A 13,710-nucleotide genomic window follows, 5' to 3' on the forward strand; every position below is an offset into this window, starting at 1 on the left:
CTGAACATGATTCAATACGCGTTGAAATGCAGCGAAGGCCACAGTTTCGACAGTTGGTTCCAATCCGCAGAAGCCTATGACAAGCTGGCCTCTGTGGGTATGGTCACCTGCGCGGTTTGCGGGTGCACGCAGGTCGAGAAAGCGGTCATGACGCCACGCGTCCGCCCGGCGCGGAATGCCCGGAAGGAAAGTGAAATCCGATCCGCCCCGGAACAAAAGATCGACGTTGCAACCCCTTCGCCCGAAATTGAGAAGGTTTTGGCCGAGATGCGCCGCCATGTCGAAGAAAACTCGGATTATGTCGGGAAAGATTTCGCCAGCGAGGCGCGCAAGATTCATCTGGGCGAGGCGCCTGAGCGTGCGATTTACGGAGAGGCCAAGCTGGATGAGGCGAAATCCCTGATCGAAGATGGCGTGCCGGTGGCTCCGCTGCCGTTTGTCCCCAGCAGAAAGACCAATTGATCATGCACATCATGATCACCGGCGCCAATCGCGGCATCGGGCAAGCCCTGGCAAAGCGTTACGTGAACCGGGGGGACAAGGTCACTGGGACGGCGCGTGACGGCAGCATGCAGGTGCGTCTGGATGTGTCCGATCCCGTGCAGCAATCTGCCATGGCAGAACAGATGAAAGACCAGCCTGTCGATCTGCTGGTCTGCAATGCCGGCGTGTATCTGGACAAGGGGCATTCGATCGATGGCTACCCGGCCGACATGTGGGCGCAAAGCTTTGCGGTAAATGTCACGGGGGTCTTTCTGACCATACAGACCCTGTTGCCCAACCTGCGCGCCGCGGGCGGTAAAGTTGCGATCCTTTCGTCGAAAATGGCGTCGCACACACTTGCGCCGGGTGGCAGTTATATCTACCGCGCATCCAAGGCGGCGGCTCTGAACCTTGGGCGGAATCTGGCGATGGATCTCAAAGATGACGGGATTGCCGTCGGCATCTATCATCCGGGCTGGGTTCAGACGGATATGGGCGGTGCAGCGGCGGATATCGATGTGGATCAGGCCGTATCCGGTCTGATTGAACGATTTGATGCCTTGTCTCTATGCACAACGGGCTGTTTTGAAACCTATGACGGGCAATCGCACGCCTATTGAGAGGTCAATGCGGCTTTGGGGATTTCGAAGACCTCACCAGGTTCAATGTAGACCACCATCATATCGCCTCGCGTTTCATGCGAGATTTTCGAGGTCGAATTGCTGGAGTCCGGCACACCATCCTTGAAATAGATATTGCGCACATGTCCGCCACCCAAGGCCACTGCGACCGTAATGTTTCCGTCGTCATGGCGGCGCAGTTCCGCGTGGCAGCTTTGTACGGGATCACCGGCATTCGCAGCGCAGGGGATTGTGCCCAGCGCGTTCTTGCCATCTGTCCCGGCGACACTCGCGACCTGGGCCAGTGCAGGCGATGACAATAGGGCAAAGGCGAGGGCTAGGCGAAACATAAAGAACCTCTTGATCTGGTTGGTGTCCTTAGGCTGACATCGCGCCGATGCAATGTAAAGCGGCCCTGCGTCGCAGGGGCGACCGCTTTGCGCCCTTGCCCTTGCGGTGCCCCTCGCTTATGAGGCACGGAGCTTCTAATCCAAGGCGCGGAGACTTTTGCCCCCATGCCCGTACTCGTAATGAAATTCGGCGGCACATCGGTCGCCAATCTGGACCGCATCCGCCGCGCCGCCAAACGTATCGGCGTTGAAGTTGCCAAGGGCTATGACGTGATCGTCATCGTCTCGGCCATGTCGGGCAAGACCAACGAGCTTGTGGGCTGGGTGAACGAAACGTCACCTCTGTTCGACGCCAGGGAATACGATGCCGTCGTGTCCTCGGGCGAGAACGTAACCGCTGGCCTGATGGCCCTGACCTTGCAGGAAATGGACATCCCCGCGCGCAGCTGGCAGGGCTGGCAAGTGCCGCTGCTGACCACTAGCGCGCACAGTCAGGCGCGGATCGAAGAAATTCCGACCGAGAACCTGAACCAGAAATTCGGCGAAGGTATGCGTGTTGCCGTGGTTGCCGGGTTCCAGGGCATCAGCCCGGAAGGCCGGATCACGACTTTGGGCCGGGGTGGGTCGGATACCACGGCCGTTGCCTTTGCGGCAGCCTTCGACGCCGAACGCTGCGACATCTATACGGATGTTGATGGCGTCTATACCACCGATCCGCGCATCTGCGAAAAGGCACGCAAGCTGGACCGCATCTCGTTCGAAGAAATGCTGGAACTGGCGTCGCTTGGTGCCAAGGTTCTGCAAACCCGCTCGGTCGAACTTGCGATGCGGTACAAAGTCAAACTGCGCGTTCTCTCAAGCTTTGAAGAACAATCCGATGAGGCCGGCACGCTGGTCTGCGACGAGGAGGATATTATGGAATCCAATGTTGTGGCCGGTGTGGCCTATTCCCGCGACGAAGCCAAGATGACCGTTGTTTCCGTGGCCGACCGACCGGGTATCGCCACGACCATCTTCTCGGCGCTCAGCGAAGAGGGGGTGAATGTCGACATGATCGTCCAGAACATCTCGGACGAGGGGCGTACGGACATGACCTTTTCCTGTCCCACCGATCAGGTGGCCCGCGCCGAAAAAGCGCTGCTGGCGATCAAGGAAAAGGGCGAGCTGAACTATGCCGAACTGGTTGCAGACACTGATGTCTGCAAGGTCTCGGTTGTGGGTATCGGGATGCGCTCGCAATCGGGCGTGGCGGCCAAGATGTTCAAGGTGCTCTCGGATGAGGGGATCAACATCAAGGTCATTACAACCTCCGAGATCAAAATTTCCGTCCTTGTGGATCGGAAATACATGGAACTTGCTGTTCAGGCACTGCATGATGCCTTTGAACTGGACAAGGCGGCCTGAGCTTATCGGCCAAAGGTAACGCCTGACACACTAAAACGGTTGGGCCATGGCGGACGGCACGGAAACAGAATCCCGCAAGCTGCTGCGGCGGTTGCGCGAAGAAATGGCGAGCGAAGCCGCCGGTCAGGAACGCCTTGACCGGATCACGCACCTGATTGCCGACAGTATCAGGGCCGAAGTGTGTTCCATATACCTGTTTCGCGATGAAGATACGCTGGAACTTTGCGCGACCGAGGGGCTGTCTCCGGAAGCGGTCCATAAAACCCGGATGCGCATGGGCGAAGGTCTTGTGGGGCGGGTCGCCAAGTTCGGCAAGGTCGTCAACACCGCCGACGCGCCGTCGGCCAAGGGCTTTCGTTACATGCCGGAAACCGGCGAGGAACGGTATTCCTCGTTCCTGGGGGTGCCGGTTCAGCGCCTTGGGCAAAAGCTGGGCGTTCTGGTCGTCCAATCCCGCGAGGCGCGCGAGTTTTCCGCAGATGAGGTCTATGCGCTGGAAGTGGTGGCCATGGTGCTGGCCGAAATGGCCGAGCTTGGCGCCTTTGTCGGCGAAGGCGCGGCCCTGTCACCCCTGCACCAGCAATCGGTTCTGCTGCGCGGCGGTCCGGCGCAGGAAGGGTCTGCCGAAGGGCATGTCTGGCTGCACGAACCCCGCGTGGTGGTTACCAACCCCATTGCCGAAGACCCGCACAAAGAGCGCGAACGTCTGGTCGAGGCGGTGGAGGAATTGCGCGTCGGCGTCGACAAGATGCTCGAAATTTCGCAGGGCGGCGACAAGGAACAGCTGAAAGTTCTGGAAGCTTACCGCATGTTTGCCAATTCCAAAGGCTGGATGCGGCGGATGGAGGAAGACATAGCCCTGGGTCTCAGCGCCGAGGCTGCGGTGGAGAAAGAACAATCCCAGGCCCGCGCGCGCATGGGGCAGGTCACCGATCCGTACTTGCGTGAACGTCTTGCGGATCTGGACGATCTCAGCAATCGCCTGCTGCGCATCCTGACCGGGCAAGGCAAGACGAACAGTGCTGATTTGCCACCCGATCCGATCCTGATCGCGCGCAATATCGGCCCCGGCGACTTGCTGGAATACGGACGGGCGCTAAAGGGGATCGTGCTTGAAGAAGGCTCTGTCGGCAGTCATGCCACGATCGTGGCCAGGGCGCTTGCGATTCCTTTGGTCGTGCATGTGGGCCGGATCACCACCGAGGCCCTGAACGGAGATCACATTCTGGTGGATGGTGATCAGGGTGTTGTGCATCTGCGCCCGGAAGACAGCGTGGTCAGTGCCTTCCGCGACAAGATCGCGATGCAGGCAAAGGCGCAGGAACGTTATGCGTCGATCCGCGAAACACCCTGCGTCACGCGCGATGGCTCGCGGATTAACCTGGTGATGAATGCAGGCCTGATGGCCGACCTGCCATCGCTTGGCACCTCGGGCGCCGAGGGCGTTGGCCTGTTCCGAACCGAACTGCAATTCCTGATCCGCAACCAGATGCCGAAACGGTCGGAACTGGTCAGCCAATATCAACGCGTTCTGGACGCGGCGGGGGACAAGAGGGTGGTATTCCGCACACTCGATATCGGGTCGGACAAGGTTCTGCCCTATATGAAGCACGTGGCGGAACCAAACCCGGCGCTGGGCTGGCGCGCCATTCGGGTCGGTCTGGACAAGCGCGGCGTCATGCGGATGCAGTTGCAGGCCCTGCTGCGCGCCGCCAATGGTCGACCGCTGACCATCATGTTCCCTTTTGTCGCGCAGGCCGAGGAATATCGCGAAGCCCGCTGGGAAGTGAACAAAACCATCGAGCGGGAAAAGCGATTGGGTCATGTCCTGCCCGAGATGCTTGAAGTTGGCGCGATGCTGGAAACGCCGTCGCTGGCCTTTGCACCGCAGAAGTTCTTTGACGAAGTGGATTTTATTTCGATTGGCGGGAACGATCTCAAGCAGTTCTTCTTTGCTGCTGACCGTGAGAACGAACTGGTCCGGCGCCGCTATGACACGCTGAATGTCAGCTTCCTGAGCCTGATGGAACGCATCGTCGAACGCTGCGATATCTCGGACACGCCGCTCAGCTTCTGTGGTGAAGATGCAGGCCGCCCGGTAGAGGCCTTGTGCCTTGCGGCGATGGGGATACGGACGCTGTCGATGCGGCCTGCCTCGATCGGCCCAGTCAAAAGCCTGCTGTTGCGGTCCAATCTGACGGAGGTTCGCAAAATCATCGCTGACGCGCGCCACCGCGGAGAGCAATCGGTGCGTCCTGCGGTCATGGACTGGCTGCGCCATCAGACCTGATGCGCTAAACGGCACGGTTTCTTCAAACTGTGCTTGATTTTTCATGGGCGGTTTTCTAATAGACATGCAATGTTAGCGATAACATGTCAGGTTTTGCGGGGTATCACGCCGTGCTAAGCTGATATCGGCAAATTCAGAAGGAGCCTGTGATGGTTTCACGCGTAATTCCGGTAGAGCCATTTGATCTGGTGCTTTTCGGTGCGACCGGCGATCTGGCGCAGCGTAAAATCCTGCCGGGCCTGTACCATCGCTTCGAGGTCGGGCAAATGCCCGACGGCGCGCGGATCATCGGTACGGCACGCTCTGATATCGACAATGACGGGTTTCGCGATCAGGTCCGCAAATCGATGGAACAGTTCGCGCCCGGTTTTTCCCGGGAAACATTGGATCGGTTTCTTGCCCATGTCGAATATGTGCCCGTGGATGCGCTGGGCGAGGCCGGGTGGTCCGACCTGAAAGAACGGATGCGCGAAGACGTCGTGCGGGCCTTTTATTTGTCCGTTGGTCCAAGCCTTTTTTCGGGTATCGCGCAGCGGCTGCACGACGCCGGTCTTGCGACACCGGACAGCCGAATTGTCGTCGAAAAACCATTTGGGCACGATCTTGCCTCGGCGAAGGCGCTGAACGAAGGCTTGCGCGCCTGTTTCGAAGAACATCAGATTTACCGGATCGACCATTATCTGGGCAAAGAGACCGTGCAGAACCTGATGGCGCTGCGCTTTGCCAACTCGCTGTTCGAACCCCTCTGGAATTCGACCCATATCGACCACGTGCAGATCACGGTGGCCGAGACCGTAAGCGTCGAAGGGCGCGGGGCCTATTACGATCAGTCCGGCGCAATGCGGGACATGGTCCAGAACCATCTGGTTCAGTTGCTGTGTCTGACCGCAATGGAACCGCCGTCGAAATTCTCACCCAACGCGGTGCGCGATGAAAAGGTCAAGGTGATCGAAGCGCTGGAGCCCGTGGCCCAGTCTGACATCGCGCGCGGTCAGTACCGGGCCGAAAAGGGCGAGGGCGGTTATGTCGATCATGTCGGCAACCCTGCCAGCCGAACCGAAAGCTTCATCGCCCTCAAGGTTCATATCGGCAACTGGCGTTGGGCAGGTGTGCCGTTCTATCTGCGCACTGGCAAGCGTCTGCGCTCGCGGGAATCCGAAATTGCGGTGTTCTTCCGCGATCCGCCGCACACGATTTTTCCCAATGTCGGCCCTCTGCACGGAAACGTTCTGGTGATCCGGTTGCAGCCTGACGAAGGCATCACCCTGCGCACCACGATCAAGGATCCGGGGCCAGGGGGCTTCCGGTTGTCGGATGTCGCGTTGGACATGAGTTTTGCCGATGCGCTTGGGGCCGAAGCGCAAGCCCCCGACGCTTATGAGCGGCTGATCATGGATGTCATCCGTGGCGATCAGACACTGTTCATGCGTGGGGACGAGGCCGAGGCCGCCTGGGCCTGGGTCGACCCCATCATTCAGGGCTGGGAGCAGCGCGGAGACCGCCCATCCCGATACGATCAGGGCAGTTCAGGCCCCGAAGAAGCATTGATGCTGATGCATCGCGACGGGCGCCGCTGGCGTCAGATCGGAGGGTAATCATGGTTCACTCAGTCATTTCCGATGTCACCAAACGGATCATCGACCGCAGCGCCGATCTGCGCGGCCCACATCTTGAACGGATGGAGCAGGCCAGATCCAAGGGTCCTGCCCGTGTGCATCTGTCCTGTAGCGGTCAGGCCCATGCCTATGCGGGCGCAGGCGAAGATCAGCAATCGATGGCCACCGGCACCGCCGGCAATCTGGGCATTGTCACCGCTTATAATGACATGCTTTCGGCCCATCAGCCGTTTGAACGTTATCCCGCCCTGATCCGCGACGCGATCCGCGCCGCCGGCGGAACGGCACAGGTGGCAGGCGGTGTGCCAGCCATGTGCGACGGTGTCACCCAGGGCGAAGCGGGGATGGAGCTGTCGCTGTTCTCGCGCGACGTCATCGCGCTGGCAACCGGTGTGGCGCTTAGCCACAACACCTATGACGCGGCTGTTTTTCTTGGGGTGTGTGACAAGATTGTGCCCGGCTTGATCATCGGCGCGCAGGCCTTTGGCCATCTGCCGGCCGTATTCCTGCCCGCAGGCCCGATGACCAGCGGCTTGCCGAACGACGAAAAAGCCAAGGTCCGACAGAAATTCGCCGCCGGGGAAGTGGGCCGCGAAGAGCTGATGAAGGCTGAAATGGCGGCCTATCACGGCCCCGGCACCTGTACCTTTTATGGCACCGCCAATACCAACCAGATGCTGATGGAGTTCATGGGGCTGCACCTGCCGGGTTCCAGCTTCGTCAATCCGAATACCCCGCTGCGTGACGCCCTGACCGAGGAAGGCGCGCGCCGTGCCCTGTCGCTCAGCGCGCTGGGCAACAGCTATACACCGGTCTGTCAGGTTCTCGATGAACGCGCTTTCGTCAATGGCATCGTCGGTCTGATGGCGACCGGTGGTTCAACCAATCTGCTGATCCACCTGATCGCCATGGCGCGCGCTGGTGGTATCGTGTTGGACTGGCAGGATTTTTCCGATATTTCCGCTGTGGTTCCGCTGGTTGCGCGGGTTTATCCCAACGGCCTGGCGGATGTGAACCATTACCACGCGGCCGGCGGACTTGGGTACACGATCGGTACATTGCTTGAACAAGGCTTGCTGCACCCGGACACGCTGACCGTTGCAGGGCAGGGGCTGCACAACTATACCAAGGAACCCAAACTGATCGATGGTGAGTTGATCTGGCAGGATGGTTCGGGACACAGCCTGAACGAAAAGATCCTGCGCCCGGCCAATGACCCGTTCCAGCCCACCGGGGGCCTGTCGCGCCTGACCGGTAATCTGGGCACCGGGGTCATGAAAGTATCAGCCGTCGCGCTGGAACATCAGGTCGTCGAAGCACCCGTGCGGGTGTTCCACGATCAGGATGAGGTAAAAACCGCCTTCAAGGCCGGAGAGTTCACAGATGACGTCATCGTCGTGGTCCGCTTTCAGGGGCCAAAGGCCAATGGGATGCCTGAACTGCATTCGCTGACCCCGATTCTGTCGATCCTGCAAGGCAGGGGGCAAAAGGTGGCACTGGTCACAGATGGTCGCATGTCGGGTGCATCCGGCAAAGTACCCGCCGCCATCCATGTCTGCCCCGAGGCACTGGACGGCGGGCCCATCGCCTACCTGCAAGACGGTGATATCCTGCGTGTCGACGCGGTCAACGGCGACCTGGAAATCCTGACCAAAGGGGTATTGGACCGGTCCCCCGCCACCGCCGACCTTTCCGCCAATCAACACGGTGTCGGGCGCGATCTCTTCGCTGCGTTTCGGCAGAATGTCGGGTCCGCCGACACTGGCGCCAGCATATTCGGAGCGTAATAGATGTCCAAAACTCAACGCACCCGCGAAATCTGCGCTCTGGCGCCCATTGTTCCGGTGCTGGTTGTCGATGACGCCGCACAGGCCCGCCCGCTGGCCGAGGCGCTGATCGCCGGCGGCTTGCCCGCGCTCGAGGTGACCTTGCGCACCCCGGCGGCACTGGATGCGATCAAGGTCATGTCCGAGGTGCCCGGCGGCGTGGTCGGTGCAGGCACGCTGGTCACGCCCGAAGACGTCCGCGCTGCCAAACAAGCGGGTGCGCTTTTCGGCGTTTCCCCCGGTGCCACGGATGCCCTGATCGCGGCCTGCGAGGCCGAAGACCTGCCGCTGCTGCCCGGTGCCGCGACGGCAAGCGAGGCTATGGCGTTGCTGGAAAAGGGCTATGACATGCTGAAATTCTTCCCGGCCGAGGCGTCGGGCGGCGCGCCCGCGCTCAAGGCAATCGGCGCGCCGCTGCCCCAGATCAGCTTCTGTCCGACGGGTGGCGTGTCGCCTTCCAACGCCAGCGACTACCTGTCATTGCCCAACGTGATCTGCGCTGGCGGAAGCTGGGTTGCACCAAAGCAACTGGTCGAAAACGGCGACTGGGCCGGGATCGAGACACTTGCCCGCGAGGCGTCGAAGCTGGCGGATTGACGCCGCGCGGCCTCTCGGTAATGTGGGCGTCAATTCATACAGGTTGACCCCATGACACAGACAGTTTCCCTTTCCCAGGGGCGGACATATTTGGCCATTCCGGGCCCTTCGGTCATGCCGGATGCGGTTTTGCAAGCCATGCACCGTCCGTCGCCCAACATCTATGATGGCGAACTCATTGATATGATGCCCGGCCTGACGCGCGATCTGTGCCGGGTTGCCCGCACCAAGCACAATGTCGCCATCTATATCGCCAATGGCCACGGCACCTGGGAGGCGGCACTGTCCAACGTGATCGCCCCCGGCGAAACCGTTCTGGCCCCTGCCTCGGGCAGATTCACCCATGGCTGGGCAGAAATGGCCGAAGGGATCGGGGCAAAGGTCCAATTGATCGATTTCGGCACCTCGTCAGCCTGGGATTTCGACCGGATCGCAGACGCGCTGCGTGCGGATCAAAACCACCAGATCAAGGCGGTTCTGGCGGTCCACGTGGATACATCCAGTTCGATCCGGAACGACATCCCGGCGCTGCGCAGGCTTCTGGACGACCTGCAACACCCGGCGCTGTTGATGGCAGACTGCATTGCCTCGTTGGGTTGTGACAGGTTCGAGATGGATGGCTGGGGCGTCGATGTCACAGTTGCCGCTTGCCAAAAAGGCCTGATGACCCCGGCGGGCATCGGCTTTGTTTTCTTCAACGAGAAAGCACAAGCCAAACGGGCCACCATGCCGCGCGTTTCGCATTATTGGGATTGGCAGCCGCGCGCTAATCCAGATCTGTTCTACCAGTATTTCAACGGCACCGCGCCGACGCACCACCTCTATGGCCTGCGCGCCGCGCTTGATCTGATCCATGCAGAGGGGATCGAGCAGGTCTGGGCCCGCCATGAGCGCCTGGCCAATGCCATCTGGGCAGCCTGTGAGACCTGGGCCGAAGGCGGCATGTTGCACCTGAACGTCGCCGACCGTGCCTTTCGCAGCCACGCCGTCACTGCTTTGCGGTTGACGGAAGGTCGCGGCACGGCCCTGCGTGGGTTCACCGAAACCCGGTTGGGTCTGACACTGGGCATCGGCCTTGGGATGGAGGACTATGACAGCTGTTTCCGTCTCGGCCACATGGGGCATATCAACGGGCAGATGGTCATGGCCATTCTGGGCGGTGTGGAAACGGGCATGGCTTCACTTGACATATCGCGTGGCAAGGGGGCCCTCGAAGCCGCCGCCGCCGTGCTGGCGGCCTGACACTCTAAGGGCGTCTCCGCCCGATCCGCCTCTTCATCTGGCCAAAAATATCCTCGGGGGGAATCGCGCCGTGGCGCGATGGGGGGCAGACAGCCCCCCTTTGCTGTCCGACCGGGCGCAGAGGGATCAATCAGCGCACCCGCGCGACCGCGAGCGCCTTGGGCAACGCGGCGGCGAACGCGTCCAGATCAGACGCCGGGCCACAGCTTACCCGAATGCACCTGTTCTGCGGTGCCGCGAACGGCATTCGGACAAAAATCCCCTGCGCCACCAGGGCGTCCAGCACGGCCTTGGCAAAATCCCCGTCGCGCCCGCAGTCAATCGCCACGAAATTGGTGGCCGAAGGCAGGGCCGCCAATCCGTTTTCCCGGGCAATCGTACCGATCCGCTCACGTGCTTCTGCGATCTGCGCCTGAACATGCTCCAGCCACGCGCCATCCTGCAAAGCCGCCAAAGCACCGGCCTGCGCGGCGCGGTTCATGCCGAAATGGTTGCGCACCTTGTGGAAGGCCGCGATCAGATCCGGCGTGCCCATGGCATAGCCAACCCGCGCACCCGCCATGCCATAGACCTTCGAGAAGGTCCGCATCCGGATTAGGCGCGGATCATCTATACTGACAGGTGCCGCCGTCCCCTCGGGCGCACATTCCACATAGGCCTCATCCAGAACCAGCAGGCAGCCATCAGGCAAGGCATCCATGGCGGCCACGATGTCCGCGCCGGAATGCCAGCTGCCCATCGGATTGTCCGGATTGGCCAGATAGACCAGCTTGGCACCAACCTCCGCCGCCTTGGCAAACAGGGCCGAGGGGTCCTCGTGATCACCTGAATACGGCACTTTGTGAAGAATGCCGCCGAACCCGGCCACATGATAGTTGAAGGTCGGATAGGCCCCGTCCGAGGTGACAACCGCATCCCCGGGCCCGACGATCAGCCGCACCAGATAGCCCAGTAGCCCGTCAATACCTTCGCCCACGACGATATTCTCCGGCGATACGCCGTGATGGTCGGCCAAAGCATGGCGCAGGTCATGGTTTTCGGGGTCGCCGTACATCCAGATCTCTGACGCGGCTTGCGCCATGGCCTGGGTCGCGCGGGGCGAGGGGCCGAAAATGCTCTCATTGGCACCCAGTCGGGCCACAAAGGACGCGCCGCGCTGGCGCTCTTGCGTTTCCGGGCCGACAAAGGGCACGGTGGCGGGCAGGGATTGGGCAAGCGGGGTGTATCGAGGTCCGGTCATGTCCGCAAATAACCCCAAGCCCGATCAATGAGCAAGCGCGCACAGGCGTTGGGCGCGCTGGAAAAGAAGTATGAATAAAGGAGCGCAGATGCGCATTCTCTCGATCGTTATTCTTCTGGGGCTCGCCTATCTTCTGCTCTGGCCGGTCCCGGTAAAACCCGTCGCCGTCGAAATGCCGGAAGATGCCGGGTTTGTCGGGGATTTCGTTGAAAACACGGCACTGGATGCGGTGCAGCTGATCCCCCTGCCGGGTCAAGAGATCGGGCCCGAAGACATCGCCGTCATGCCAGATGGGGCGATCTACACAACCAGCCTGTCAGGTACCCTTTACCGCATCGACGGGGCGGAACCGGTCGAGGTTGACCAGCTTGGCGGGCGTCCGCTGGGCCTCAAGGCCGGACCGGATGGCGCGCTTTACATCGCCGACAGCTATCGGGGCGTGATGCGCTGGACCGGTCCGGGCACGTTGGAAAGGGTGGTGAGTGACATCAACGGCGCGCCGGTGATCTACGCCAACCAGTTGGACGTGGCGCAGGATGGCACGATCTACTTCTCGAATTCATCTGACCGCTTCGATCCTGAAACCATGGGCGGGACCAAACCGACCTCTGTCCTCACCATCTGGGAACAGTCCGATACGGGTTACGTCGCGCGTCGCACACCCGACGGCCGCACCGAGAAAATCACCGAGGGCTTTGTCTATACCAACGGTGTCGCGCTTTCACCTGACGAGGATTTTCTGCTGATCGCGGAAACAGGTCGCGCGCGCGTGCACAAGCTGTGGCTGACCGGACCAAATGCAGGGCGGCAGGAGATCCTGCTGGAAAACCTGCCCGGCTATCCCGACAACCTCGAGGCTCAGGGCGACGGCACCTATTGGATGGCCTTCGCCAGCCCGCGTGTCCCGTCCGAGGCGCTGATGCCGTACCCGTTCCTGCGCAAGGTGATCTGGCGATTGGGTCCGGCAGTACGCCCCGCGCCGATCCATCGTGGCATGATGGTGCAGTTCGATGGCGACGGTACGATCCTGCGCACGCTACAGGACCCGCAAGGCCGCCTGGGCATCACGACCGGGGGCAAGATTGCGGGGGATCAGTTCTATGTCATGACCCTCGATTCCCCGTGGTTCGGGCGAATGCCTGTCACCGACATGCCCTGACGTCGCAGTGGTATTCCTCAGTCTGTCCGGGCATGTTTGTCACGATTGAATTACCGGAGGTCCTCCATGTCACGCGTATCCGTTGCCTATCAAGACCACGTTGCCCATGTCACACTGACCCGAGGCGACAAGATGAATGCGCTGGATGATGCAATGATCAAGGCACTTTTGTCCGCCGGGCAAGAGGTCGCCGCGTCGGATGCCCGTGCCGTGGTCCTGTCCGGCGAAGGCAAAAGCTTTTGCGCCGGGCTCGACATGGCAAGCTTTGCCAAGATGGCCCACATGGACCCCACGGAATGGCTGATGACCCGCAGCCATGAAGACGCCAACGAGATGCAGGAACTGGCGTTGATCTGGCGTCGCGTACCGGTTCCGGTGATCTGCGCAATTCAGGGCGTGGCTTATGGCGGTGGCCTGCAAATCGCGCTGGGCGCGGATATCCGTATCGCGCATCCCGAGGCGAAACTGGCCGTGATGGAGATGAAATGGGGCATCATTCCCGACATGGGCGGCATGGTTCTGCTGCCTCGGCTGGTCCGGTCGGACGTGCTGCGGCTGCTGACCTATACGGCCCGCCCGATCCGTGCGCCGCAGGCGGCGGAGTGGGGCCTTGTGACGCAATTGTCAGACGATCCGCTGACCGAAGCGTTGGCCATTGCCGAAAACATCGCGGGTCAAAGCCCTTCGGCCATCCGTGCCGCCAAGCGTCTGATCGAGGTCGCTGAAACTCAGTCCCGCGCAGACGTTCTGATGGCGGAATCCGCTGAGCAGGTGGAACTGATAGGCAAACCCGACCAGATGGAAGTTGTCATGGCGCAGATGCAGGGCCGCAAGCCCGAGTTCAAATGATCACCGCATGAAGGCCCGCCGTGCGTCGCGGGCC

12 protein-coding genes are annotated in these 13,710 nt (G+C 61.0%); 10 read left to right on the forward strand and 2 right to left on the reverse strand.

Annotated elements, in window-relative coordinates:
• Positions 1–6: 6 nt before the first annotated feature.
• Both GOW60_RS13085 and GOW60_RS13090 read left to right on the forward strand, forming a co-directional pair.
• Positions 7–462 (forward strand): DUF1178 family protein, encoded by a 456-nt coding sequence (locus GOW60_RS13085; RefSeq protein WP_171229617.1) that lies wholly within the window; start codon positions 7–9, stop codon positions 460–462.
• A 2-nt stretch (positions 463–464) separates the two neighbouring features.
• The gene (locus tag GOW60_RS13090; RefSeq protein WP_171229618.1) at positions 465–1,103 is read left to right on the forward strand and encodes an SDR family NAD(P)-dependent oxidoreductase; all 639 of its coding nucleotides are present in this window, start codon (positions 465–467) and stop codon (positions 1,101–1,103) included.
• Here the strand turns inward: GOW60_RS13090 and GOW60_RS13095 are convergent.
• Positions 1,097–1,453, reverse strand: coding sequence for a hypothetical protein (locus GOW60_RS13095; protein ID WP_171229619.1), 357 nt, complete (start codon positions 1,451–1,453; stop codon positions 1,097–1,099). The genes GOW60_RS13090 and GOW60_RS13095 overlap by 7 nt on opposite strands.
• A 165-nt stretch (positions 1,454–1,618) precedes the next feature.
• On the opposite strand from GOW60_RS13095, the gene GOW60_RS13100 reads away from it, so the two are divergent.
• From GOW60_RS13100 to GOW60_RS13125, 6 genes are all read left to right on the forward strand, one after another.
• A complete protein-coding gene (locus GOW60_RS13100; RefSeq protein WP_171229620.1) occupies positions 1,619–2,857 on the forward strand; it encodes an aspartate kinase in 1,239 nt (412 codons plus the stop codon).
• A 46-nt stretch (positions 2,858–2,903) separates the two neighbouring features.
• Positions 2,904–5,147 carry a phosphoenolpyruvate--protein phosphotransferase gene (gene ptsP, locus GOW60_RS13105; protein ID WP_171229621.1) on the forward strand — a complete coding sequence of 748 codons (2,244 nt, stop codon included), beginning with the start codon at positions 2,904–2,906 and terminating at the stop codon, positions 5,145–5,147.
• Between the two features lie 149 nt (positions 5,148–5,296).
• Positions 5,297–6,742, forward strand: a complete 1,446-nt coding sequence (gene zwf / locus GOW60_RS13110) for a glucose-6-phosphate dehydrogenase (RefSeq protein ID WP_171229622.1) — start codon at positions 5,297–5,299, stop codon at positions 6,740–6,742.
• A gap of 2 nt (positions 6,743–6,744) precedes the next feature.
• Positions 6,745–8,550, forward strand: a complete 1,806-nt coding sequence (gene edd / locus GOW60_RS13115; RefSeq protein ID WP_217355563.1) for a phosphogluconate dehydratase — start codon at positions 6,745–6,747, stop codon at positions 8,548–8,550.
• Between the two features lie 3 nt (positions 8,551–8,553).
• On the forward strand, positions 8,554–9,186 hold the full coding sequence (locus GOW60_RS13120) for a bifunctional 4-hydroxy-2-oxoglutarate aldolase/2-dehydro-3-deoxy-phosphogluconate aldolase (protein WP_171229623.1): 633 nt from the start codon (positions 8,554–8,556) through the stop codon (positions 9,184–9,186).
• Between the two features lie 51 nt (positions 9,187–9,237).
• A complete protein-coding gene (locus GOW60_RS13125) occupies positions 9,238–10,428 on the forward strand; it encodes an alanine--glyoxylate aminotransferase family protein (RefSeq protein WP_171229624.1) in 1,191 nt (396 codons plus the stop codon).
• Positions 10,429–10,558: 130 nt separating this feature from the next.
• On the opposite strand, the gene GOW60_RS13130 is transcribed toward GOW60_RS13125, so the two are convergent.
• Positions 10,559–11,668, reverse strand: coding sequence for a pyridoxal phosphate-dependent aminotransferase (locus GOW60_RS13130; protein ID WP_171229625.1), 1,110 nt, complete (start codon positions 11,666–11,668; stop codon positions 10,559–10,561).
• A 70-nt stretch (positions 11,669–11,738) separates the two neighbouring features.
• On the opposite strand from GOW60_RS13130, the gene GOW60_RS13135 reads away from it, so the two are divergent.
• Both GOW60_RS13135 and GOW60_RS13140 read left to right on the forward strand, forming a co-directional pair.
• The gene (locus GOW60_RS13135) at positions 11,739–12,827 is read left to right on the forward strand and encodes an SMP-30/gluconolactonase/LRE family protein (RefSeq protein WP_254443947.1); all 1,089 of its coding nucleotides are present in this window, start codon (positions 11,739–11,741) and stop codon (positions 12,825–12,827) included.
• A gap of 66 nt (positions 12,828–12,893) precedes the next feature.
• Positions 12,894–13,676 carry a crotonase/enoyl-CoA hydratase family protein gene (locus GOW60_RS13140; RefSeq protein ID WP_171229626.1) on the forward strand — a complete coding sequence of 261 codons (783 nt, stop codon included), beginning with the start codon at positions 12,894–12,896 and terminating at the stop codon, positions 13,674–13,676.
• Positions 13,677–13,710 lie beyond the last annotated feature (34 nt).

The sequence above is a fragment of the Ruegeria sp. HKCCA4008 genome (assembly GCF_013033125.1).
GTDB lineage: Bacteria > Pseudomonadota > Alphaproteobacteria > Rhodobacterales > Rhodobacteraceae > Ruegeria.